General features: G+C 66.0%; 23 protein-coding genes. 8 read left to right on the top strand and 15 right to left on the bottom strand.

From position 1 onward, the window contains the following. Window positions 1–78 precede the first annotated feature (78 nt). The 3 genes from FB481_RS14405 to FB481_RS14395 all read right to left on the bottom strand — a co-directional run bounded on the left by FB481_RS14405 (window position 79) and on the right by FB481_RS14395 (window position 1,867). The gene (locus FB481_RS14405) at window positions 79–354 is read right to left on the bottom strand and encodes a hypothetical protein (RefSeq protein WP_013789935.1); all 276 of its coding nucleotides are present in this window, start codon (window positions 352–354) and stop codon (window positions 79–81) included. A gap of 169 nt (window positions 355–523) precedes the next feature. Next, a complete protein-coding gene (locus tag FB481_RS14400; protein ID WP_093505197.1) occupies window positions 524–1,393 on the bottom strand; it encodes a cation diffusion facilitator family transporter in 870 nt (289 codons plus the stop codon). Between the two features lie 54 nt (window positions 1,394–1,447). After that, on the bottom strand, window positions 1,448–1,867 hold the full coding sequence (locus tag FB481_RS14395; protein WP_013789937.1) for a hypothetical protein: 420 nt from the start codon (window positions 1,865–1,867) through the stop codon (window positions 1,448–1,450). Window positions 1,868–2,018: 151 nt separating this feature from the next. On the opposite strand from FB481_RS14395, the gene hrpB reads away from it, so the two are divergent. Further along, window positions 2,019–4,553, top strand: coding sequence for an ATP-dependent helicase HrpB (hrpB, locus tag FB481_RS14390; RefSeq protein WP_147176834.1), 2,535 nt, complete (start codon window positions 2,019–2,021; stop codon window positions 4,551–4,553). A gap of 17 nt (window positions 4,554–4,570) precedes the next feature. On the opposite strand, the gene FB481_RS14385 is transcribed toward hrpB, so the two are convergent. The 5 genes from FB481_RS14385 to speB form a co-directional block, all read right to left on the bottom strand. Beyond that, a complete protein-coding gene (locus tag FB481_RS14385) occupies window positions 4,571–6,172 on the bottom strand; it encodes a 5-guanidino-2-oxopentanoate decarboxylase (protein ID WP_147176833.1) in 1,602 nt (533 codons plus the stop codon). Window positions 6,173–6,232: 60 nt separating this feature from the next. After that, a complete protein-coding gene (locus FB481_RS14380; protein ID WP_093505191.1) occupies window positions 6,233–7,612 on the bottom strand; it encodes a sodium:solute symporter in 1,380 nt (459 codons plus the stop codon). A 57-nt stretch (window positions 7,613–7,669) separates the two neighbouring features. Beyond that, window positions 7,670–9,169 carry a cytosine permease gene (locus FB481_RS14375; RefSeq protein WP_093505188.1) on the bottom strand — a complete coding sequence of 500 codons (1,500 nt, stop codon included), beginning with the start codon at window positions 9,167–9,169 and terminating at the stop codon, window positions 7,670–7,672. A gap of 202 nt (window positions 9,170–9,371) precedes the next feature. Then, the gene (locus FB481_RS14370; RefSeq protein ID WP_147176832.1) at window positions 9,372–9,749 is read right to left on the bottom strand and encodes a nuclear transport factor 2 family protein; all 378 of its coding nucleotides are present in this window, start codon (window positions 9,747–9,749) and stop codon (window positions 9,372–9,374) included. After that, complete coding sequence (gene speB / locus FB481_RS14365; protein ID WP_027904422.1) at window positions 9,746–10,705, bottom strand: agmatinase; 960 nt, start codon at window positions 10,703–10,705, stop codon at window positions 9,746–9,748. The genes FB481_RS14370 and speB overlap by 4 nt, the downstream gene beginning before the upstream one ends. Window positions 10,706–10,859: 154 nt before the next feature. Between speB and FB481_RS14360 the strand changes: the two genes are divergently transcribed. Then, a complete protein-coding gene (locus tag FB481_RS14360; RefSeq protein WP_147176831.1) occupies window positions 10,860–11,741 on the top strand; it encodes a LysR family transcriptional regulator in 882 nt (293 codons plus the stop codon). Between the two features lie 137 nt (window positions 11,742–11,878). Here FB481_RS14360 and gudD read toward each other — a convergent pair whose 3' ends face one another. The 3 genes from gudD to FB481_RS14345 form a co-directional block, all read right to left on the bottom strand. Next, the gene (gene gudD / locus FB481_RS14355; protein ID WP_147176830.1) at window positions 11,879–13,225 is read right to left on the bottom strand and encodes a glucarate dehydratase; all 1,347 of its coding nucleotides are present in this window, start codon (window positions 13,223–13,225) and stop codon (window positions 11,879–11,881) included. Window positions 13,226–13,634: 409 nt separating this feature from the next. Further along, entirely contained in the window at window positions 13,635–14,681 is a 1,047-nt protein-coding gene (locus FB481_RS14350; RefSeq protein WP_147176829.1) for a LacI family DNA-binding transcriptional regulator, read from the bottom strand. A gap of 39 nt (window positions 14,682–14,720) precedes the next feature. Next, window positions 14,721–15,380 carry a YciC family protein gene (locus FB481_RS14345; protein WP_147176828.1) on the bottom strand — a complete coding sequence of 220 codons (660 nt, stop codon included), beginning with the start codon at window positions 15,378–15,380 and terminating at the stop codon, window positions 14,721–14,723. A 163-nt stretch (window positions 15,381–15,543) separates the two neighbouring features. Between FB481_RS14345 and FB481_RS14340 the strand changes: the two genes are divergently transcribed. From FB481_RS14340 to FB481_RS14330, 3 genes are all read left to right on the top strand, one after another. Continuing rightward, on the top strand, window positions 15,544–16,023 hold the full coding sequence (locus FB481_RS14340; RefSeq protein ID WP_075931845.1) for an NYN domain-containing protein: 480 nt from the start codon (window positions 15,544–15,546) through the stop codon (window positions 16,021–16,023). 7 nt (window positions 16,024–16,030) lie between these two features. Next, window positions 16,031–16,633 carry a PolC-type DNA polymerase III gene (locus FB481_RS14335; protein ID WP_075931844.1) on the top strand — a complete coding sequence of 201 codons (603 nt, stop codon included), beginning with the start codon at window positions 16,031–16,033 and terminating at the stop codon, window positions 16,631–16,633. Window positions 16,634–16,781: 148 nt separating this feature from the next. Then, window positions 16,782–18,110 carry a DEAD/DEAH box helicase gene (locus FB481_RS14330; protein WP_147176827.1) on the top strand — a complete coding sequence of 443 codons (1,329 nt, stop codon included), beginning with the start codon at window positions 16,782–16,784 and terminating at the stop codon, window positions 18,108–18,110. 24 nt (window positions 18,111–18,134) lie between these two features. Here the strand turns inward: FB481_RS14330 and FB481_RS14325 are convergent, their stop codons facing one another. Genes FB481_RS14325 through FB481_RS14315 form a run of 3 tightly spaced genes read right to left on the bottom strand, consistent with a single transcriptional unit; the run spans window position 18,135 to window position 20,712 of the window. Continuing rightward, window positions 18,135–18,497, bottom strand: coding sequence for a VOC family protein (locus FB481_RS14325; RefSeq protein ID WP_147176826.1), 363 nt, complete (start codon window positions 18,495–18,497; stop codon window positions 18,135–18,137). Between the two features lie 20 nt (window positions 18,498–18,517). Then, window positions 18,518–19,762 carry a TIGR03862 family flavoprotein gene (locus FB481_RS14320; RefSeq protein ID WP_147176825.1) on the bottom strand — a complete coding sequence of 415 codons (1,245 nt, stop codon included), beginning with the start codon at window positions 19,760–19,762 and terminating at the stop codon, window positions 18,518–18,520. A 29-nt stretch (window positions 19,763–19,791) separates the two neighbouring features. Continuing rightward, complete coding sequence (locus FB481_RS14315) at window positions 19,792–20,712, bottom strand: histone deacetylase (RefSeq protein ID WP_147176824.1); 921 nt, start codon at window positions 20,710–20,712, stop codon at window positions 19,792–19,794. Between the two features lie 37 nt (window positions 20,713–20,749). On the opposite strand from FB481_RS14315, the gene FB481_RS14310 reads away from it, so the two are divergent. From FB481_RS14310 to FB481_RS14300, 3 genes are all read left to right on the top strand, one after another. Beyond that, the gene (locus tag FB481_RS14310; protein WP_147176823.1) at window positions 20,750–21,316 is read left to right on the top strand and encodes a GNAT family N-acetyltransferase; all 567 of its coding nucleotides are present in this window, start codon (window positions 20,750–20,752) and stop codon (window positions 21,314–21,316) included. A gap of 121 nt (window positions 21,317–21,437) precedes the next feature. Then, a complete protein-coding gene (gene tesB / locus FB481_RS14305; RefSeq protein WP_147176822.1) occupies window positions 21,438–22,307 on the top strand; it encodes an acyl-CoA thioesterase II in 870 nt (289 codons plus the stop codon). A gap of 70 nt (window positions 22,308–22,377) precedes the next feature. Beyond that, a complete protein-coding gene (locus tag FB481_RS14300) occupies window positions 22,378–22,986 on the top strand; it encodes an HAD family hydrolase (protein WP_147176821.1) in 609 nt (202 codons plus the stop codon). On the opposite strand, the gene cueR is transcribed toward FB481_RS14300, so the two are convergent. Then, on the bottom strand, window positions 22,950–23,384 hold the full coding sequence (gene cueR / locus FB481_RS14295) for a Cu(I)-responsive transcriptional regulator (protein WP_147176820.1): 435 nt from the start codon (window positions 23,382–23,384) through the stop codon (window positions 22,950–22,952). The two genes, FB481_RS14300 and cueR, sit on opposite strands and share 37 nt — an antisense overlap. Between the last annotated feature and the right edge of the window lies 1 nt (window position 23,385).

The raw sequence follows: 23,385 nt of genomic DNA, 5'->3' as shown, positions 1-23,385 counted from the left end.
CAAAAAGGTTCGTGGCGTCGACCCGGGCGACACGGCGCGCTCGCAAACAGGCCGGTCTGGAACCGGCCTGTTTCACGATCAGCGGGTAGCGCCGCTACCGTCGTCACCTGGTGCGTCGAGCAGTTGCAGGGCGTCCTGGGCGTGGGTGCCGCATGCTTCCAAATCACCAGCAGCCTGGGCGTCGGTGGCTTTCTTCTTGGCGTCTGCAACCTGCTGCTTGAGCGGCTCGGGCAGAGTGGCTTTGGTGGCCACGGCGTTATCGAGTTTCTGCAGGTTGACGGTGCACAGGTCATCAGCTGCGAAGGCCGGTGCGGCCAGTACGGCGGCAATGACGAACATGGATACGCGCTTCATGTGGTAATCCTCTCATCACGAATAGATTCCCGGTGCCGCCCTGGTTGAGGGTGAGGAGAGCCGGGAGCGTCCCGCCCAAATCGTTTGGGCTTAGTGAAGCTGACTGGCCTTTCGCAATGACGGTTCAGTGTTTTTCTGGTAGCGCATCGTCTGCCACAAAACGGTGCGATTAGGCCGGGTCGGCATGCACCAGCACTTCGGCCTGAGCGAATTCACCGCGGATGGCATCTTCCACCTGCTCGCACAGTGCGTGGGCTTCGGTGAGGGTGAGGTTGCCGGGCAGGTCGACGTGCAGTTGCACGAACCAGCGGGTACCGGAGAGGCGTGTACGCAGGTCGTGGATGCCGATGACGCCAGGTACGGCGCAGGCCAGCTCGCTCATGCGGGTGCTGACGTCGGGGGCCAGTTCCTGGTCCATCAGCACGCTGACCGACTGGCGGGCAATGCTCACCGCGCTCCATAGAATGTAGGCGGCGATGCCGATGGCGAACAGCGCGTCGCCCTGTTGCCAGCCCAGGTAGGCGAGCAGCAGGGCGAGGAGGATGCCGCCGTTGAGCAGCAGGTCGGAGCGGTAGTGCAGCGAGTCAGCGTGGATCGCGGTGGAGCCGGTCTTGCGTACCACGTGATGCTGGAACATCAGCAGGGCGACGGTCAGCACCATGGACAGCAGCATAACTGCGATGCCGAGCGCCTGGGCGGTCAATGGCTCGGGCTGGCGCAAGCGCTCGAAACCCTGCACGGCAACCAGGATGGCACTGGCACCGATGAATAGCGCTTGGCCCAAACCAGCGAGGGCTTCGGCCTTGCCATGGCCGTAACGGTGATCATCGTCGGCAGGGCGCAGGGCGATGTTCACGGCGATCAGGTTGAGCAGCGAGGCGGCGCTGTCGAGCAGCGAGTCGGTCAGGCCGGCGAGCAGGCTGACCGAGCCGCTGGCCCACCAGGCGATGGCCTTGCAGAGCACCAGGGTCAGTGCCACGCAGAGCGCTGCAGCGGTGGCCTGGCGCATCAGGCGGGCGTGCTGGCGGTCGAGGGTCATGGGCGATCCATGGGGTTAAGCTGAGCCCGTCATTGCTGACGGGCCGCGGGTGCGTTAGGCGGAAGGGCGCAGACCGTAAGCCGCCAGCTGTTCAGCGCTACCGCTGTGCTGGATCAGGCGCGGGTCGTCGAGCGGCAGGTTGTGGCCAGTCTGGGTTTCGATCAGCGCCTTGAGCTTGGCATTGTCGACCTTGCCGTCGGCGTCCACTACGTCCTTGAGCGACTGGGTGTCCACCTGCGCGGTGGTGCCGCCTGGCAGGTAGATGGCGCCGGTGGCGAAGTCGATGCCGAAGGCGATCAGGCCGGGAATCACGTAGAAGAGGATGCCGATGGCGTCCAGACCGACGACCAGGGGGTCGACGCGGCCTTCGATCTGGCCGCGGCGGTCGGGGAAGAAGATGGTGCCGCAGGCAGACAGTTGAGTGACCAATGTAACGGCGAGAACGCCGCCGATAACGCGGGATTTCGTGCGCATCGAGCACCTCCAGAAAAAGTGGACGCCACTATAGCAAGGCAAGCATGGCAAAGCTGCTGTGGCGCAGCAATACGCAGCTTTCGACGGCATATGACCGGGCAAGCAGGGCGGCGGTTCGCCGTTATAATCGCCGGCCTGAACTGGAGCCCCGATGAACAGCCTGCCGATCGATTCCCTGCTGCCTGACCTGTGCTGCGCCCTGGCCGCGCGTGACGAAGTGGTGCTCGAAGCGCCGCCCGGCGCCGGCAAAACAACCCGCGTACCCCTGGCTGTGCTCGACCAGCCGTGGCTGGCCGGGCAACGGATCATCATGCTCGAACCGCGGCGCCTGGCCGCCCGCGCTGCGGCCGAGCGGCTGGCCAGCGAACTTGGGCAAAAGGTCGGTGAAACGGTGGGCTATCGCATCCGCCTGGACAGCAAGGTGGGGCCCAATACGCGTATCGAAGTGGTCACCGAAGGCATCCTCGCCCGGCGCCTGCAGGACGACCCGGCGCTGGAAGACGTCGGCTTGGTGATCTTCGACGAATTTCACGAGCGCAGCCTGGATGCCGACCTGGCCCTGGCGCTGACCTTGAACGGCCGGGCGATGTTTCGCGGCGCCGATAGTGGTGAAGCGCCGCTCAAGGTGCTGCTGATGTCGGCAACCCTGGAAGGCGAGCGCCTCGCTGGCTTGCTCGATGATGCGCCGGTGCTGCGCAGCGAAGGGCGCATGTTCCCGGTGGATATTCGCTGGGGCGCGCCCTGGCAGGCCGGTGAATGGCTGGAGCCGCGGGTGCTGCAGACGGTGCTGCAGGCCCTGGACGACGAGCCCGGCAGCCTGCTGGTGTTCCTGCCCGGCCAGGCGGAGATTCGCCGCGTGGCCGAACAACTGGACGAAACGCTGGCCGGGCGCAGCGACGTGCGCGTCTGCCCGCTGCATGGCGAGCTGGAACTGTCGGCCCAGCGCGCGGCCATCGAGCCGGCGCCGGCCGGGCTGCGCAAGGTGGTGCTGGCCACCAACATCGCCGAGACCAGCCTGACCATCGATGGCGTGCGCGTAGTGGTCGACGCCGGCCTGGCGCGCGTGCCGCGTTTCGACCCGGGCAGCGGCATGACGCGCCTGGATACCGCGCGTATTTCCCGCGCCTCGGCCACTCAGCGGGCTGGCCGTGCGGGGCGTCTGCAACCCGGGGCGTGTTACCGGCTGTGGTCCCAGGCACAGCACGAACAATTGCCAGCGTATTCCGCGGCGGAAATTCTGCAGGCCGACCTGGCCGGCCTGGCGCTGCAGTTGGCCCGATGGGGCGTCGAGGTGGACGAGCTGGTCTGGCTCGACCCGCCGCCCGCTGCCGCCTACGCCCAGGCGCGTGACCTGTTGCAGCGCCTCGGCGCCCTCGACGAACGTGGCGTGTTGACTGCTCACGGCCAGGCCATGGCCGAGCTGCCGGCCCATCCGCGTATCGCTCATCTGTTATTACGTGGCCAGGCCTTGGGCCTCGGCGAGTTGGCCAGTGACCTGGCGGCACTGTTGGGCGAACGCGACATCTTGCGTGGCGCCGGTGCCGACCTGCATAGCCGCCTAGCGCTGCTGTCGGGTGAGAGCTGGGCTGCGCGCGGTGCTCAGGGTGGCGTGCAACGGGCTCGGCAATTGGCCAAACAGTTTCAGGGGTATCTGCGCCGGGTGCCGGTCAGCGAGCCGGTGGGCGATCCCGAACACGGCCGCTGGTTGGGCGCGTTGCTGGCATTCGCCTACCCGGACCGCATCGCCCGCCAGCGCCGCGAGGGCGGCGCCGAATATCGCCTGGCCAACGGGCGTGCCGCGCAGTTTGGCGAAGCCGATGCTCTGATGAAGCACAGCTGGCTGGTGGTTGCCGACCTGGGCAGCCGCCACGGCCAGCGCGAGGAGCGCATCTACCTGGCCGCGGAGCTGGAGCCGGCGCTGTTCGAGTCGGTGCTGGTCGAGCAGGTGAGCAGCCTGGATCTGCTCGAATGGGACGAGCGCGAAGGCGTGCTGCGCGCCGAGCGACAGCACAAGGTCGGTGATCTTGTGCTCAGCAGCGAGGCGCTCCCAGGGCTGGATGCCGAGGCGCGCACTACGGCGCTGCTCGGTCTGGTGCGGCGCAAGGGCCTGGCGCTGCTGCCGTGGACGCCAGAGCTGCGCCAGTGGCAGGCGCGGGTGATGCTGCTGCGCGGGCTCGATCTGCAAACCCAGGCCGGCAGCGAATGGCCGGATGTATCGGATGCGGCGCTGCTGGCCACGCTGGAAACCTGGCTGGCGCCTTACCTGGGCAAGGTCACCCGGCTCAGTCACTTCGCCAATCTCGACCTGCACGCCATGCTGCAAACCCTGCTGCCCTGGCCGCTGCCCCAGCGCCTGGACGAGTGGGCGCCGCGCAGCATCGGCGTGCCGTCCGGCTCGCGTATTGGTGTGGATTACAGCGAACATCCGCCGGTGCTGGCGGTGCGCTTGCAGGAACTGTTCGGCCTGGCCGAAACGCCGCGCATCGCCAATGGTCGTCAGCAGGTGCTGCTGCACTTGTTGTCCCCGGCGCGGCGGCCAGTGCAGGTTACCCAGGATCTAGCCAACTTCTGGCGCACCACCTACGCCGAGGTGAAGAAGGACTTGAAGGGCCGCTACCCGAAACACTACTGGCCCGACGATCCGTTGATCGCCGAGCCGACGGCGCGGGCGAAGCCGCGCAAGTAGCGACCGGTGCTGTGCTTTTACGGCGCGAACGGTGGCGCCTCGGCGATTTCGATCAGCAGTGGCCGGTCGCTTGGTGCCTCACGCAGCAGGCTTTGCAGGTGTGCGTGGTCGCGGGCGCGTTCGGCCAGGCAGCCGAAGCCGCGGGCGATGGTCAAAAAGTCTGGGGTGTAGATGTCGACGCCCAGTGGGGTGATGTCGCGGCGCTCCATGTAGCGCTTTATCTCGCCATAGCCCTGATTGTTCCACAGCAGCACGATGATGCCGACCCGCGCTTCCACGGCGCTGGCCAGCTCCGGCAGGGTGAACTGGATGCCGCCGTCGCCCATCAGGCTGATCACCGGGCGCGCTGGCTCGGCCAGCCGAGCGCCTATGGCCGCCGGCAGGCCATAGCCCAAAGTGCCGTAGCCGGTGGAGGCGTTGAACCAGCGACGCGGGCCGTCCAGTTCGACCACATGGTTGCCGCTGTACACGGTTTGCGTCGAGTCACCGACGAAGCGCGCTTCTGGCAGTACTTCGAGGATGCAGTCGAACAGGCGACGGTAGTGCGCCCAGCCAGTGAATTCGTCAGCCAGCTGCTGGCGAACTGCGCATGCGCGCTTGGCGCCGCCGCTGTGTTCGTCGCGCTCGCGTTGCGGCAATTGCTTCAGAAGCGCTTCGATGGCCAGGCCGGCGTCACTGTGGATCGCCAATGCCGGCGCGTGATTGCGCTGCAACTGCTCGGCGTCGATATCGACACGGATTAGTTCGCCGCTGATCCTGAAGTTGCCGTCGAATACCACGTCGTAATCGGTTTCGCCCAGTTCGGTACCGATAGCCAGCACCACATCGGCGTCCTGCGCCAGTTGGCGTACCGGCGGCAGCGACTGGTTGCTGCCAATCAGCAGCGGATGCGCTGTCGGCAGCAGGCCCTTGGCGTTGATGGTCAGCGCGGTCGGTGCATCCAGCGCCTCGGCCAGGCGGCGCACCGCATCGGGCTCGTTCACGCAGCCGCCGCCGATCAGCAGCAGCGGGCGCTGGGCCTGACTCAGGTGCTGCGCCGCCTGCCGGATCAAATCGGCCTGCGGTGCGGGGCGCGGAGCTGTAACGCGCGGCTGCACGCTCAGGTGGTCGGCGGATGCGGTGATCACGTCCAGCGGCAGTTCGATATGCACCGGCCGTGGCCGCCCGCCATCGAATACCGCGAAGGCGCGGGCCAGCACGTCGGGCAATTCGTCGACGCTCATCAGCGTATGGCTGAAGGCGGCGACGCCGGCCACCAAAGCACGCTGATCCGGCAACTCGTGCAGGTAGCCGTTGCCACGGCCCAGGCGCTCGCGTTCGTTGACGCTGGAGATCACCAGCATCGGGATCGAATCGGCATAGGCCTGACCCATGGCCGTGGCGATATTGGTCATGCCCGGCCCGGTGATGATGAAGCACACACCGGGCTTGCCGGAAACGCGCGCATAGCCGTCGGCCATGAAGCCCGCGCCCTGCTCGTGGCGCGGGGTGATGTGGCGGATGCCGCTGCCCGGCAGGCCGCGGTACAGCTCGATGGTGTGCACGCCGGGAATGCCGAACACGGTGTCGACGTCCCAGGCCTGGAGTTGCTTGACGAGAAATTCACCACAGGTGGTCATGCTGGCTCCTTGCTGATGGATTTGCAGGTGCCGGTAGCAGCGCCGGCACCTGTAACGGGGTCAGGCGAGGCTGGCAGCTCGCGCCTGTGGGCGGGTCAGCAGGCTGCCGATCACGAAGGCTAGCAGGCCGACTGCCAGGCTGTAGTAGATCGGCGTATTGGCTTCCAGGCCATCCTTGAACATGAACACCAAGGCGGTGGCGCAACCCAGGGCCATGCTGGCGATGGCGCCGGTGGTGGTGGCGCGCTTCCAGTAGATAGCGCCGAGGATCGGAATCAGGATGCCGCCCACCAGCAGGTTGTAGGCCAGGGTCAGAGCGCCGATCACGTCGCTGACCACCAGGGAGATCGCCAGCACCAGCAGGCCGGTGAGCAGGGTGAACAGGCGGGCGACGCCCAGGCTCGAAGGGCGACCGCCGCGCAGTTTCGGCAGCAGGTCTTCGGTCACCGTGGTGGACGCGGCGAGCAGACCGGCGCTGGCGGTGGACATCATCGCGGCCAGGGCAGCAGCGATCACCAGGCCGCGAATGCCGTCGGGCAGCGCGCTCTGTACGATGGAGGCGAAGGCGTTGTTGGCGTTGGCCAGGTCCGGCAGCAGTACCTTGGCGCACATGCCGATCAGCGCGCCGACCAGCCCGTAGATCACGCAGTACACGCCGGCCAGGCTGCCGGCTACGCGGGCGACGTTCTCGTTGCGGGCAGTGAACACGCGCTGCCAGATGTCCTGGCCGATGAGGATGCCGAAAAAGTAGATCAGGAAGTAGGTGAGGATGGTGTCGTAGCCGATGGTGGTCAGGCTGAAGGCGGTGTCCGGCAGCTTGGCCGCCAGCGCGTCCCAGCCGCCGACGCGGTACAGGCAGATGGGCAGCAGCACGAACATCAGGCCGACCGTCTTGATCGCGAACTGCACGATGTCGGTGAGGGTCAGCGACCACATGCCGCCGATGCTCGAATACACCACCACCACGCCGCCAGCCAGCAGGATGGCCGCCCAGAAGGGCAGGTCGAACAGCACCTGCAGCACCGTGCCGCTGGCCAGCACCGAGACCACCGAGATCATCAGTGCGTAGGCGAACATCACCACCGCACTGGCCTGGCGCGCCGCCGGTGTGTAGCGGCGTTCGAGAATCTGGGTGACGGTGAAGATGCGCAGCTTGAGCAGCGGTTTGGCCAGGAACAGGTTGAGTACGATGATGCCGGCCCCAAGTGCGGCGCACAGCCAAAAACCGGAAATGCCGTGCACGTAACCCAGGCGCACGGTGCCGACGGTCGCGGCGCCGCCGAGTACCGTCGCGGCCATGGTGCCCATGTAGAAGGCCGGGCCGAGGTTGCGGCCGGCCACCAGGTAATCTTCCTGGCTGCGCGCGCGGCGCATGCCATACCAGCCGAGCAGCAACATGCCGGCGGCGTAAAGGATGACGACGGATATATCCAGAATCATGGTGTTGTTCTCGTTTTCTGGTGAAGATCCGGGCGCAGCGCGCCCGGTGCGAAGCTGTCAGGCGAGCCCGGCACCGTTCACCGGGGCGCTGGTGTCAGGTTTCAGGCGCACCCAGCGCGGGCCAACGGGGCCGTAGACGCTCGCTGGCTCGGGGAACAGATTGAGCAGGGTCAGGTAGAGCACTGCGGCCATGCCCAGGGTGATCGGCAGGCTGATGTCGATGCCGCCGGCCAGCTCACCCAGCGGGCCGACGAACTGGCCCGGCAGGTTGACGAAGCACAGGCCCACTGCCGCGCTGGGAATCCACGCGCCGAGGCCGCGCCAGTTCCAGCCGTTGTGGAACCAGTAGCGGCCACCGCGCTCGCCGCGGGTGAATACCTGCAGGTCATCGGCGTGGTAGAAGCCGCGGCGCACGATCAGGCCGAGGATCATGATCACCATCCACGGGCTGGTGCAGGTGACGATCAGCACCGCGAAGGTCGACACGCTCTGCACCAGGTTGAAGGCGAAGCGGCCGATGAAGATGAAGGCGATGGCCGCCACGCCGATCAGCAGCGTGGCGCCAGCGCGGCTCATCAGCCGCGGGAACAGGCTCGACATGTCCAGCCCGGTGCCGTACAGCGCGGTGGTGCCGGTGGACATGCCGCCGATCACCGCGATCAGGCACACCGGCAGGAAGAACCAGGCCGGCGAGATGGCCAGCAGGCCACCCACATAATTGTTGGCGGCGATGTAATCCGGCGCCTGAGTGGCCACCAGCGTGGCGGTGCACAGGCCGAACAGGAAAGGAATCAGCGTGCCGGCCTGGGCGGCGAGCACCGCCAGCATGATGCGGCGCTTGGGCGTGTGCTTGGGGATGTAGCGCGACCAGTCGCCAAGAAAGGCGCCGAACGACACCGGGTTGCTCATGGCCAGTAGCGCCGCGCCGATGAAGGCCGCCCAGAAGCCCGGTTGCTCCAGGCTGACGGTGCCGGCGTAATTGGCATCGAAGGGCCCGGCGAACGCCAGGATGCCGAGCAGAAACAGCAGGCTGGAGGCCCACACGGCGATCTTGTTGACCCACAGCATGAAGCGAAAGCCATAGATGCACACCACCAGCACCAGCACCGCGAACAGACCGTAGGCCAGGCCCAGGGTCAGGTCGTTCTCGGGCAGGCCGATCAGCCGCTTGGCGCCGCCGATCAGCGCATCACCGGAGCTCCATACCGACAGCGAGAAGAACGCCACGGCGGTGAGCAGCGACAGGAACGAGCCAACGATACGCCCGTGCACGCCGAAGTGGGCACCGGAGGACACGGCGTTGTTGGTGCCATTGAGCGCGCCGAACAGGCCCATCGGCGCGAGGATCAGCGCACCGACCGCGACGCCGAGCACGATCGCCCACATGCCGGCCTGGAAAGACAGGCCGAACAGCACCGGGAAGCTGCCCAGTACGGCGGTGGAGAACGTATTGGCGCCGCCGAAGATCAGGCGGAACAGATCGGTGGGTGTGGCACTGCGTTGGTTGTCGGGGATCTGCTCGACACCGAAGGTCTCGATACGCGTCGCGTTACTCATGGTGTTCTCCAGCGCCTTTTCACGATTTTTATAGGGGCAGCGCAGGCACGCTGATCCTGTTATGCACCCCCGACAGTCATCGGGTGGTGGTGTTCTGGCAGTGCGGCAAGGCCGCGGGAAACCCAAGGGGTTCCAAGTCGCAAGGTGTATCCGGCGTGGCGCGCTTCAGGCGGCTCGCTCGCGCCAAGGTTGCTCTGTGTGGCTAAGCCGACAGGTGCTCGTGACAGGCCAGCCAGCGGCCGTCCTGGTGACGAAACACGATGGTTTCCCGCTCGTTGACTCGCTGCTCTTCGCCCGCCATGCGCAGGTGGGTCGCGACGTCGTGAATGAAGATCGCCACGTCGCCCTGCAGGCTGACGTGGCCATTGCTGGAACGGCAGTCGAGCACTGCGAAGCCTTCGGCTTGCCATTGCTGCCACACCGCCTGGTAGGCAGCGCGCGAAAGCAGCGGCTGCGCCAGGGTGTGGAACACGAAGGTGGCGTCCTCGCTGAAGCAGGCGAAGTAACGCGGCGTATCGTTATGGGCGAAGGCGTCCACCAGCCCGGCAGCCGCCTTCAGCACTTCGGCTTTGCGGCTCATCGACGCACCACACCCGGCAGCACGCAGAGCATTTCGTAGAGCAGATTGGCACCCAGCAGCGAGGTGTTGCCGGTAGTGTCGTAGGGCGGGGAGACCTCGACCAGGTCGCCGCCGATCAGGTTCAGGCCCTGGCAGCCGCGGATGATTTCCAGCGCCTGGATGGTGGTCAGGCCGCCGACTTCCGGAGTGCCGGTGCCGGGCGCCCAGGCCGGGTCGATGCCGTCGATGTCGAAGGACAGATATACCGGGCCGCCGTCGACCTTGGCGCGCACTTCTTCCATCAGCGGGGCCAGGGATTTGTGCCAGCACTCTTCGGCCTGCACCACACGGAAGCCCTGGTTGCGGCTCCAGTTGAAATCGTCGGCGGTGTAGCCCTGGGCGCGCAGGCCGATCTGCACCACGCGCTGGCTGTCGAGCAGGCCTTCTTCCTGGGCGCGGCGGAAGGTGGTGCCGTGGGCGATCTTCTCGCCAAACATGTGATCGTTGACGTCGGCGTGGGCGTCGATGTGCACCAGGCCGACCTTGCCGTACTTCTTGTGCATGGCGCGCAGGATCGGCAGGGTCAGGGTGTGGTCGCCGCCCAGGGTCAGCGGAATGATGTCGTGGGCCAGCACGCGATCGTAGTGCTCTTCGATGATGCGCACGGCGTCGAGCAGGTTGAAGGTGTTGATCGCCACGTCGCCGATGTCGGCCACGTTCAGGGAATCGAAGGGTGCGGCGCCGGTGGCCATGTTGTAGGGGCGGATCATCACCGACTCGGCGCGGATCTGCCGTGGCCCGAAGCGGGTGCCGGAGCGCAGGGAGGTGCCGATATCCAGAGGAATGCCGATGAAGGCAGCGTCGAGCTTGTCCAGCTCTTCGGGTGCCTGCACGTGGGGCAGGCGCAGCATGGTGGCGATCCCGCCGAAACGGGGCATTTCGTTGCCGCCCAGGGGCTGGTGGAGGGAATTATCCACGGGGGCCTCGCAGTTATTGTGGTTGTCGTGGTCCGATTCTGGTCAGGGTTGGCGGCGTGAAGAATCGGGCAGCGCAAATAATCAGTTCAGAAATTCCTAAACTAACGAGCAGGCTTTAGCATGGGCCCGGTTCTTTCACCGTCATGGTTCGCCAATGCCTGATCTCAAGCTGCTGCGCCTGTTCGTCTGTGTCGTGCGCCACCAGGGTTTCGCTGCGGCGCAGCAGGAGCTGAATCTTTCTACTTCGGCGATCAGCACCTATATGAGCCAGCTCGAAGCGCAGCTCGGCTTCGTGCTCTGCCATCGCGGGCGTGGCGGCTTCAGCCTGACCAGCAAGGGCGAGCTGTTCCATCAGGAGGCACTGCGGCTGCTGGCCGAGCTGGAGGGGTTCGAGCGCTATTCGGCGGCGCTCAAGGGTGAGCTGCGGGGCACTCTGAATCTGGGCGTACTGGATTCGACGGTGAGCGATCCGTCCCTGCCGTTGGCCGAGGTGATCGGCGCCTACAGCCAGGAACACCCGGCGGTGCACCTGCACCTGGCGGTGCTCAGTCCGGCGGAGTTGCAACTGGGGGTTTTGGAGAACCGGCTGGATCTGGCCATCGGCGCCTTTTCGGTGCGCACCAACGGGCTGATCTACCAGGCGCTGTACCGCGAGCAGCACTGGCTTTACTGCAGCGATAGGCACTCGCTGTATACCCAGCGGCAGATTCCGGCGGAAGTGATCACCCAGCAGCGTATGGTCGGCCGTGGCTACTGGAGCCAGGCCGAGCTGGCGCGCCATGGTTTCAAGCACAGTGCAGCGACGGTGGAGTCGATGGAGGCGCAGCTGATTCTGGTGCTTTCCGGCGCCTACATCGGTTATTTGCCCGAGCATTACGCCCAGCAGTGGGCCGATCAGAAACGTCTGAAAGTTCTGCTGCCCACCACCTTCGGCTACCAGGCGCCTTTCACCCTGGCGCTGCGCCGTGGTCGATCACGGGAACCGCTGATCCAGAGCTTTCGTGATCGGCTCAAGGCGCAGTTGAATCACGGTTAGGTCAACCACTGTAGCCAGATCAGCGTCGGGCCGTGGGAGTGGGCGGGGCTGCCTAGCTCATACTCGCGATTCGGGCGCATGGCGCCCTCACACAGTTTTGCAGGGTGAGCGCTAGCCCACCAATTGACTAAACGTGCTCAGCGCACCAGGCAGGGCTTCTTGTTATCGAAAGTCCAGCCGCTGATCAGATACTGCATGGCCACCGCATCGTTGCGCGCGCCCAGGCCCATGCCCTTGTAGCACTCGTGGGCTTTGGCTACGGCGTCCATGTCCAGCTCCACGCCGAGGCCGGGCTTCTTCGGCACCTGCACGAGACCGCCTTCGATACGCAGCGGCTCCTTGGTCAGGTGCTGGCCGTCCTGCCAGATCCAGTGGGTGTCGATGGCGGTGATCTTGCCCGGCGCGGCCGCTGCCACATGGGTGAACATGGCCAGGGACACGTCGAAGTGGTTGTTGGAGTGCGAGCCCCAGGTCAGGCCCCAGTCGTTGCACATCTGCGCTACGCGCACCGAACCCTGCATGGTCCAGAAGTGCGGGTCGGCCAGGGGGATGTCCACCGATTGCAGCTGGATCGCATGGCCCATCTGCCGCCAGTCGGTGGCGATCATGTTGGTGGCGGTCGGCAGGCCGGTGGCGCGGCGGAATTCGGCCATTACCTCACGGCCGGAATAGCCGTTCTCGGCGCCGCAGGGGTCTTCGGCGTAGGCGAGCACGTGATGTTGGTCCCGGCACAGGCGAATGGCGTCGGCCAGGGACCAGGCACCGTTCGGGTCCAGGGTGATGCGCGCTTCCGGGAAGCGCTCGGCCAGGGCGGTCACCGCTTCGATTTCCTCGTCGCCGCGCAGCACGCCGCCCTTGAGTTTGAAGTCCTTGAAGCCGTAGCGCTCGTAGGCCGCCTCGGCTAGGCGCACCACACCCTGGGCGTCCAGCGCTTCTTCGTTGCGCACGCGGAACCAGGCGTTGTCGGCATCGGCTTCCTGGCGATAGGGCAGGTCGGTTTTCTTGCGGTCGCCAATGTAGAACAGGTAGCCAAGCATCTCCACGGCATCGCGCTGCTGGCCTTCGCCGAGCAGGGCGGCGACTGGCACGTCCAGGTACTGGCCGAGCAGGTCGAGCAGGGCGGACTCGACAGCGGTGACGGCATGGATGGTGATACGCAGGTCGAAGGTCTGCAGGCCGCGGCCGCCGGAATCGCGGTCAGCGAAGGCCTGACGCACCTGGCCGAGCAGTTTCTGGTACTGGCCGATGGGCTGACCGAGCAGCAGTTGGCGGGCGTCTTCCAGGGTCTGGCGAATGGCTTCGCCGCCTGGCACTTCACCAACGCCGACGTGGCCGGCGTTGTCACGCAGGATCAGCAGGTTGCGGGTAAAGAAGGGCGCGTGGCCACCGCTGAGGTTGAGCAGAAAGCTGTCGTGCCCGGCGACCGGGATGACTTCCAGAGCAGTGATGACGGGGGTACCTGCATGGGTGTTGTTATTGTTCATCGCGTGGTTCCTGTGCCGTTGAAGGCGTTGCGGTGGGCCGGGCTGCCTTGGCAGGCAGCGCTGAAAGATAACGTTATCATCATATTCGGATAACGTTATCATTCAAGCGAAAATTTACGTCACGGTGGACGCGCATGTGGTCCTTAAAGGTAGGACGTAGGATGGGGCGGGCCGCGAAGGTGCAACCCATCAATGGATTTATTGGAAGCGCAACCCATTCTCGGGTATGGACTAGGCGTCCCCGCTCACTCCCATAGTTCATAAGATTCGAGCACTTAGCATCGGGCGGGCCGCGTAGGTGAATCCATCCGTTGCTGATGGGTTTCACCCATCCTACGATCTCATTCGCGGGCATGGCCCGCTCCCTCAGTTCACACGATTCGAGTACGCGGCCCGACCCATACTACGGTCAGGGCTGGGCCGTGCTGCCCCGCTCGATGATGGCGAACCGCGTATCGACGCGGGATTCGGTCGGTTGGCCGTCGAAGCGGCGCAGCAGGGCTTCGGCAACCTGCTGGCCCATCTCGGTGGCATTGACGCTGACGGTAGACAGCGCCGGGTTGGCGAACTGGCCGTTGAGGGTGTCGCCGAAGCCAAGCACGGCAATGTCGGCGGGAACGTTCAGCCCGCGGGTGGAGGCTTCGGCGAGTACGCCGAGGGCCACGGTGTCGGAGCTGCAGAAGATGAAGTCGGGCTTTTCGCCGGCATCGAGCAGGTTGGCCAGGCCCTTGCGGCCGACCTCCCAGGTGGCGGGCAGCGGTAGTGTCTGCACCGCCACGTTATTCACGCCCAGCTCGGCGAGTCGGCCGATCACCGCCTTGCAGCGGCGTAGCGCCCGAGGATCGTCGACGCCGACCAGCGCCCAGCGTCGGTAACCCTTGGCGAAGAAGTGCACCGCCACGGCGGCGCCGACCTGTTCGTGGGAAAAGCCCACCTGCATGTCCAGGCCGTCGTCGCTCAGGTCCCAGGCTTCCACTACCGGGATGCCGGCGGACGACAGCCGCTCGCGGCTGGCCTGGGTGTGGAAGGTGCCGGTCAGCACGATGCCGTCGGGGCGGCGGCCGAGAATGGCGGCCAGCAAGGCTTCTTCCTGTTCGGGCACGTAGCCGCTGGGCCCGACCAGGGTGTGGTAGCCGGCTTCGGCGAGGCGATCCATGATCGCCTGCACCACGCTGGCGTAGATCGAGTTGGCGATGGTCGGCAGCACGATGGCCACCAGGCGGCTCTTGCTGGTGGCCAGGGCGCCGGCCATCAGGTTGGGTACATAGCCCATGGTGCGCACCACTTCCAGCACGTGCTCGCGGGTGGCGTCGCTGACCAGCTCGGGGCGCTGGATGGCTCGCGAAACGGTGATCGGTGATACGCCGGCCTTGAGGGCCACGTCCTTGACCGTCACCGGCAGATCGCCGAGGTCGCCGCGGTCTTTGGCCAGTTCTCTGCGCGATTTTCTTGCCACGGGCTGGCCTCGATTAGAGTGCAGTAAAAGAGCCGCAGGTTACGGCAGGCGCGTCGTGCTGTCGCCCGCACGCAGCATATAGAGGCGGAACACCACCACCGTGGTGAACAACTGGCAGAGGCCGAACAGCATATCCAGCAGCAGGCGCGCGGCTGGCTCGCTGGCGATATCGCCGGCCCAGAAGCTGGCGACCCATGGCGGCACCATCACCAGCATCACGCAGGTGCAAATCGGCCAGAAGTGCCCATCGGTCAGCTGCAGGCTTGCATGCAGCGCCTGCAACGGCGTGAGGCCGCGCAGCACCAGCAGGTAGTCGGCGAATACCAGCCGCACCATCAGCCACAGCCCGGGCAGGATGAACAGCGACAAGCCGAGCATTATCGCCAGGGTACCGATGCCGGCCAGCAGCACGAAGCGCGGCCACAGGCTCAGGCTCATGGCCACCAGCGCGCCCTTGCCCGGCGCTTCGCCGCGGCTGCGGGCATCGATGAACAGGATCAGCGCGGCGCTGTACAGCGGATAGAAGAACAGGCCGAGCAGCACTTCATAGAGCGGCACCTTGGCGGCGCCGACCAGGTCTTCGAGGTGCAGGCTCAGGAAGGCTTCGAGGAGCAGGAAGGGCAGGCACAGCACAAGGATGTGCAAGAGGTTTTGCCGGAAGAAGAACCAGGCGTCACGCAGGGCGTCGAGGGGATTCATGAATGGTCGCAGCCAGAAAAACAGGCGGCCATGATACGAGCGTGGCCGGCCTGCCACCAGTGATCACGTTCGTCGCCGCCGTGGCACTGCCTTCGACCTCGAGGGGCCAGGGCTGGCATACTGGCCACCCGTGCAACCCGCGCGAACCTTGTGAGGATGTCCGGTGAAGAAAATTGCCGTGTTCGCCGACGTACAGAATCTCTACTACACCGTGCGCCAGGCCTATGGCTGCCACTTCAATTACACGGCGTTGTGGAACGAGCTGGCGGCGGGCGGCGAGATCGTCGAGGCGTACGCTTATGCCATCGACCGCGGGGATCCCAAGCAGCAGCAGTTCCAGCAGATCCTGCGTAACCTGGGCTTCACCGTGAAGCTCAAACCCTACATCCAGCGTAGCGACGGCTCGGCCAAGGGCGATTGGGACGTGGGCATCACCATCGACGTGATGGACGCCGCGGCGAATGTCGACAGCGTGGTGCTGGCCTCCGGCGACGGTGATTTCGACCTGCTGCTCGAGCGCATTCGCCAGCGTCATGGCGTCGAAGCCGTGGCTTACGGCGTGCCCGGGCTTACCGCGCAGTCGCTGGTACGCGCAGCCAGCCGTTACGTGCCCATCGAGGGCCATCTGTTGCTCAAACACTGAGGTTCCTGTGAAACCCATCGCTGTCATCGACTTCGAAACCACCGGCATGTCGCCGGCCCAACAGGCGCGCGCCACCGAAATCGGTGTGGTGATCATCGAAGGCGGGCAGATCACCGCCCGCTACCAGAGCCTGATGAACAGTGGAGCCTGGGTTCCGCCCTTCATCGAGCAATTGACCGGCATCAGCAACGCCATGGTGCGCAGCGCGCCGCCAGCCGCCGAGGTGATGCACGAGGTCGCCGAGTTCGTCGGCGACATTCCGATGCTGGCGCACAACGCGTCCTTCGACCAGAAATTCTGGGACGCCGAGCTGGGCCTGATCGGCCGTACCCGCGTGCAGCATTTCGCCTGTTCGCTGCTGTTGTCGCGGCGTCTGCTGCCGGGCGCGCCGAGCCACAAGCTCGGCAACCTCAACCGCTGGGCGCGGCTGCCCGATACCGGCAAGGCGCACCGGGCGCTGGCCGATGCGGAAATGGCTGCCAACCTGACCCTGCACCTGTGCAAGGTACTGCGCGAACAGCACGGGCGCAGCGCTGTCGATCACGATTTCCTGCGTCAGCTGCAGGGCATGTCCGCCGCCAAGGTGCGCGCGCTGCTCGCTGCCGCGTAGCCTGGCTTTAGCGCAGCGATACCCAGGTTTGTCTTTGCCGGGTGTCGCTGCGCTCGAAGGCTACGTCCCTCGGGCGGCAACGGCCGAGCGATAGCCACCCGGACGCGCTAAACTGCGCGCCATTTCCTTAGCTCACCATGTGCCCGCCATGACCTTCTCTTCCCTCGGCCTGATCGAACCCCTGCTGCGCTGTCTCGACGGCCTCGATTACAAGACCCCGACGCCCGTGCAGGCCCAGGCCATCGGCCCGATCATCAAGGGCGGCGATATCATGGCGGCGGCGCAGACCGGCACCGGCAAGACCGCCGCCTTCACGTTGCCGATCCTGCAGCGCCTGATGATGGAAGGCCCGGTGGTAGCCAGCAATTCGGTGCGCGCTCTGGTGCTGGTGCCGACCCGCGAGCTGGCCGAGCAGGTGCAGCAGAGCGTGCAGACCTACTCGCAGTTCCTGCCGCTGCGCAGCTATGCGGTGTACGGCGGGGTGAGCATCAACCCGCAGATGATGAAGCTGCGCAAGGGCCTTGACGTGCTGGTCGCCACGCCGGGCCGTTTGCTCGACCTGTACCGTCAGAACGCGGTGAAGTTTTCCCAGCTGCAGGTGCTGGTGCTCGACGAAGCCGACCGCATGCTCGACCTGGGCTTTGCCCGCGAGCTGGATGACCTGTTTGCCGCCCTGCCGAAGAAGCGCCAGACCCTGCTGTTCTCCGCGACCTTTTCCGACGCCATCCGCGGTTTGGCCAAGGAAATGCTGCGCGACCCGCTGAGCATCGAAGTCAGCCCGCGCAACGCCGCCGCCAAGTCGGTCAAGCAGTGGCTGATTCCGGTGGACAAGAAGCGCAAGGCCGAGCTGTTCCTGCACCTGTATCGCAGCAAGAAATGGTCGCAAGTGCTGGTGTTCGCCAAGACCCGCAAGGGCGTCGACGAGCTCGAGCAGGCGCTGCTGGCCGAAGGCATTCGCGCCGACTCGATCCACGGTGACAAGCCGCAGCCGACGCGCCTGCGTGCCCTGCAGCGCTTCAAGGCTGGCGAAGTCGACGTGCTGGTCGCCACCGACGTGGCCGCCCGTGGCCTGGATATCGACGACCTGCCGCTGGTGGTCAACTTCGACCTGCCCATCGTCGCCGAAGACTACGTGCACCGCATCGGCCGCACTGGCCGTGCGGGCGCCACTGGCCAGGCGGTATCGCTGGTCTGCGCCGACGAGGTGCAACTGCTGTCGGCCATCGAGGCGCTGATCCAGCAGATCCTGCAGCGCGTCGACGAACCGGACTTCATCCCCGACCACCGCCTGCCGCAGACGGTCGCTGGTGGCCTGGTGGTGAAAAAGCCCAAGAAACCGAAAAAGCCCAAGGTGGTGGGCGGCGGTAAAGCCGGTGGTCTGGGCCGCTGGATGGAAAGCGACGAGCCGGCCGAACCGCCGGTCAAGGCTATCCGCAAGGTGCCGAGTTTCGGTGGTAAGCCGAAGGGGAAGCGTTAGCAATGGCGACGGAAGCGGCCAGGCTCAGATTTCCTGGCCGATCTTCCACAGCACGCCGCTGGGGTCGAAGACGATAAATTCGCGAATGCCCCAGGGCTGATCCTCTGGGGCGAAGGTGCGCACGCCGAAGCGCTCGGCGATGTTTTCTGCCTGCACGTGGGCCCACCAGGCCTGCACGTCATCGACCATCAGGTGCATGACGAAATTCTCCGCCTGCTCCTTCACGTAGAAGTTCTGCAGCAGAAAGGCGCAGTGCTCGCCGTGGCTGAAGTAGCTCATCTTGTCCGTTTGCCACGCCGCCTTGAAGCCCAGGGCGGTGTAGAAGGCCTGGCTGAGGGGGTAGTCCCTGGCCGGAACGAAGGTTTTGAGTTGCAGGCTCGTGAGCATGGATTTTCCTCTTCCCTGGATTATCGAGCGCGGGCCTTGAGCCAGCGCAGCATGCCTTGGCCGGCCACGCGGCCGCTGGCGAAGCAGGCGGTGAGCAGGTAGCCACCGGTGGGTGCTTCCCAGTCGAGCATTTCACCGGCGCAGAAGGTGCCGGGCAGTTGCGTCAGCATCAGATTGTCGTCGAGGGCTTCGAAAGGTACACCGCCGGCGCTGCTGATCGCTTCTTCGATCGGGCGCGCCTGGCGCAGGGTGATCGGCAGCGCCTTGATGGCTGCGGCCAGGCGTTGGGGATCGTTGAAAAGCTCAGCGGGCGTCACCTCGCGCAGCAGCGCCGCCTTCACGCCATCCAGGCCAGCCTGGCGATGCAGGTGCTTGGCCATGGAGTTCGAGCCGCGGGGTTTGCTCAGGGCGTTGCCAAGGGCCGCTTCGCTGCGCTGTGGCAGCAGGTCGAGGTAGACGCTACAGCTGCCGTCGCAAGTGATGCGCTGGCGAATGCCAGCGGACAACGCATACACCAGGCTGCCCTCGATACCGGTGTCGGTCAGCACGAATTCGCCGGGGCGCGGCGCTTCGCCCGGCAAACCAAGGGCGACGTTCTTTAGTGGCGCACCGGCGAACTTTTCGCGCAGCAGCGGGCTCCAGGCAGCCACGTCGAACCCGCAGTTGCTTGGTTGTAGCGGCACGACGGGCACGCCAGCCTGTTGCAAACCCGCCACCCAGCTGCCGTCCGAACCGAGCCGCGGCCAGCTACCACCGCCCAGGGCCAGCAGCACGGCGTCGGCCTGCACCGCGCGCTCGCCATCGGGACTGGCCACACGCAGGCTGCCGTCGGCATCCCAGCCCAGCCAGCGGTGCCGGGTGTGCAACTGCACACCGGCCTCGCGCAGGCGCTTGAGCCAAGCGCGCAGCAGCGGCGCGGCTTTCATGTCGGTAGGAAATACGCGGCCCGAGGTGCCGACGAAAGTGTCGATGCCCAGGCCATGGATCCACTCGCGCAGCGCATCGGCATCGAAGCCTTGCAGCAGGGCGTGGATTTCCCTCTCGCGCTCACCGTAGCGGCCGACGAAGGCCGGATAGGCTTCGGAGTGGGTGATGTTCATACCGCCGACGCCGGCGAGCAGAAACTTGCGGCCTACCGAGGGCATGGCATCGTAAAGGTCGACCCGCACGCCAGCGAGCGCCAGGGTTTCGGCGGCCATCAGGCCGGCAGGGCCGCCGCCGATGATGGCGACCGAGTGGGCGGTGGGCGGGAAGGAATCGGTCATGGTGGCGTCGGTTGGGCAAAGGGCGAAGTTTACCCGAGCCCTCGCTGCTGCCATACCCGTGCGGCGCTATGGTGGAGGATGCCGTGGCGGCGGGCGAGGGCGTGGCGGTCCTTGCTGTAGCCGCCGCCGATCACCCCGACCACGGGAATGTCGCGGCCCAGGCAGTGGTTGAGCACGGCCTCGTCACGGGCGGCGACGCCGGCGTCGGTGAGCTGCAGGTAGCCCAGGGCGTCGTCCTTGTGCACGTCGACGCCAGCGTCGTAGAGCACGATGTCCGGCTGGTACAGGGCGAGCAGGTAACCCAGTGTGTCGTCGACCACCTTGAGGTAATCGGCATCGCCCATGCCGCGCGGCAGGGGAATGTCCCAGTCGCTGCTGGCCTTGCGCGCCGGGTAGTTCTGCTCGCAGTGCAGGGACACGGTGATCGCGTCGGGCTCGTCCTCGAGCAGTCGCGCGGTGCCGTCGCCCTGGTGCACGTCGCAGTCGAAGATCAGCACGCGCCCGGCCTTGCCGCTTTGCAGCAGGTAGCGGGCGATCACCGCCAGGTCGTTGAAGATGCAGAAGCCCGCCGGGTAGTCGTAATGGGCGTGGTGGGTGCCGCCGGCCAGGTGGCAGGCCAGGCCGTGCTGCAGGGCCTGCTCGGTGGCCAGCAGCGAACCGCCGACGGCTCGCACGGTGCGCCGCGCCAGTTCCGGGCTCCAGGGCAGGCCGAGGCGGCGCTGGTCTTCGTGACTCAGCTCGCCGCTCAGGTAGCGCTCGATATAGGCGGGGCAGTGGCAGAGGGCGAGGATATCGGCCGGGCAGATTTCCGGGCGCAGCAGTTCTTCATCCCGGGTCAGGCCGCTGGCCACCAGGTGGTCACGCAGCAGGCGGAATTTCTCCATCGGGAAGCGATGGCCGTCAGGAAACGGCGGGCTGTAGTCGTCGTGGTAGATCAGCGGCAGGGGCATACAATGGCGGTTATCGGGTGAACCTGAGGCAGTATGCATGAGAAGCGAAGTGGAAGGGACCGCGCCGCAGACGCCGCGCCTGCTGATGCGCGCCTGGCGTGACGAGGACTTGGACAAGCTGGCGATGCTGTGCGCGGACCCGGCGGTGATGCGCCATTTCCCAGCGACCCTGAACCGTGAGCAGAGCCAGGCGCTGCTCATTCGTTTGCAGCAGCACTTCGCGGAGCATGGCTTTACCTTCTGGTCACTGTGGAGCCGCGAGAGTGGCCGCTTCGTCGGTATGACCGGACTGGCCCATGTCGGCTTCGAGGCGAGTTTTACGCCGGCGGTGGAGATTGGCTGGCGCCTGTCGCCAGCATTCTGGGGCCAGGGCCTGGCTCAGGAAGCGGCACGGGCCGCGCTGGATTTTGCCTTCACGCAGCTGGCGGTTGATCGCGTGGTGGCGTTCACGACCCTGACCAATATCCCGTCGCAGCGGGTGATGCAGGGGCTCGGCATGCAGGCCGCCGGCGAATTCGAGCACCCGGCGCTGGCGCCCGGGCACCCGCTGCGCCGCCACGTGCTGTATGAAATGCCCCGCAGCGAATGGCCGAAGCGGAGCTGAGCCTGTCGTCCATGACACCACGGCGCGATTCCTGAGCGGCGGCAAAGGCATTACCATTCAACATCCGCGCAGCCCGCGCGTGTCGCAGCATTGCCCTGGATAGGGCCCGTGGAGATCGCTTATGAGTCAAGTCCTGAACGAGTTGGTGGCACTGCTGAGCCTGGAAGCCATCGAGGAAAACCTGTTCCGTGGCGTCAGCCAGGATCTGGGCTTTCGCCAGCTCTTCGGTGGTCAGGTGCTTGGCCAGTGCGTCTCGGCGGCCACCCAGACGGTCGAGGCCGACCGCCATGTGCATTCGCTGCACGGCTACTTTCTGCGCCCTGGCGATGCCACGTTGCCGGTGGTCTACCAGGTCGACCGCGTGCGTGACGGCGGCAGCTTCAGCACCCGCCGGGTGACGGCGGTGCAGAAGGGCAAGGCGATCTTCACCTGCAGCGCTTCGTTCCAGTACCAGGAAGAGGGCTTCCACCACCAGGCGCAGATGCCCGACGTGCCGGGGCCCGAAGGACTGCGCTCGGAGACCGAACTGGCCAGCCAGGTCGCCGACATGCTGCCGCCGCGGGTGCGCGAGCGCGTGCTGTTCGACAAGCCCATCGAGATCCGCCCGGTCACCGTCGACAACCCGTTCGCCCCCCAGGTCAGCGAACCGGTTAAGTACGTGTGGTTCCGCGCCGACGGCGAGCTGCCGGACATTCCGGCCATCCATAAGTACCTGCTGGGCTACGCCTCGGACTTCAACCTGCTGACCACCTCGATGCTGCCCCACGGCGTTTCGGTGTGGCAGAAGTTCATGCAGGTGGCCAGCCTCGACCACTCCATCTGGTTCCATGGCAACCTGCGCATGGATGATTGGCTGCTCTACGCCATGGACAGCCCCTGGGCCGGCAACGCCCGCGGCTTCTCGCGTGGCAGCGTATTCAACCGCCAGGGCCAGCTGGTCGCCTCGGTCGCCCAGGAAGGTTTGATCCGCCTGCGTGAAGACTGGCGCTGAGGTGTAGGTGTGATCAACCGCTAGCGAGCAGGTATGCTGCGGCCTCGATTCCACGCTTGCCGGAGGGGCGATGAGCCTGCAGCGCTATACCCATTGGGTGTTCGACATGGACGGCACCCTGACCATTGCCGTGCACGATTTCGCCGCCATCCGCGTGGCGCTGGACATCCCGCCCGAAGACGACATCCTCCATCACCTGGCCGCCTTGCCGCTTGAGGTGTCGAAGGCCAAGCACGCCTGGTTGCTGGAGCACGAACGTGAACTGGCCATCGCCTCACGCCCGGCTGCTGGCGCGGTAGCCCTGGTGCGTGGCCTGCATGCCCGCGGCCTGCGCCTGGGCATTCTCACCCGTAACGCCCGTGAGCTGGCACTGCTGACCTTGCAGGCCATCGGCGTGGACGACTGCTTCGCGCCGGCCGACATCCTCGGCCGGGATGAGGCGCCGCCCAAGCCCGACCCAGGCGGCCTGCTGCACCTGGCCGACCGCTGGCAGGTCACCCCCCAGGACATGGTGATGGTCGGCGATCACCGCCATGACCTGGCCAGCGGCCGTGCCGCCGGCACTGCTACTGTGTTGGTCAACCTGCCGAGCAATCCCTGGCCGGAGCTGACCGATCATTTCGTCGCCGATTGCGCGGCGCTTCAGCGTCTGGCGCTGGGCGCCGCAGCAGCAGGCTGACAGCAGCTGCTGCCTGCCTGCAGGTCTTCGAGGATCGGGCAGTCGGGGCGATTGTCGCCCTGGCAGTGATCGACCAGGGTTTGCAGGGTGTCACGCAGCGCTTCGAGTTCGGCGATCTTGCCGTTGAGTGCCTCGATATGTTCCACCGCCAGAGCCTTCACATCGGCGCTGGCCCGCTTGCGGTCGTGCCACAGGGCCAGCAGCCGGCCGGACTCGGCAAGCGAGAAGCCTAGGTCACGGGCGCGGCGGATGAAGCGCAGGCGCTGCAGGTCATCCTCGCCGTACTGGCGATAGCCGCTCTCGCTGCGCCCGGCGCTGGGCAGCAGGCCGATGGCTTCGTAGTAGCGGATCATCTTGGCGCTGAGCCCGGTGTGCTTGGCGGCCTGACCGATATTCATC

This window comes from Pseudomonas sp. AG1028 (assembly GCF_007993955.1).
Lineage (GTDB): Bacteria > Pseudomonadota > Gammaproteobacteria > Pseudomonadales > Pseudomonadaceae > Aquipseudomonas > Aquipseudomonas straminea.
The sequence above is the reverse complement of the archived record's forward strand: the minus strand, read 5'-3'. Positions and strand labels throughout refer to the sequence as shown.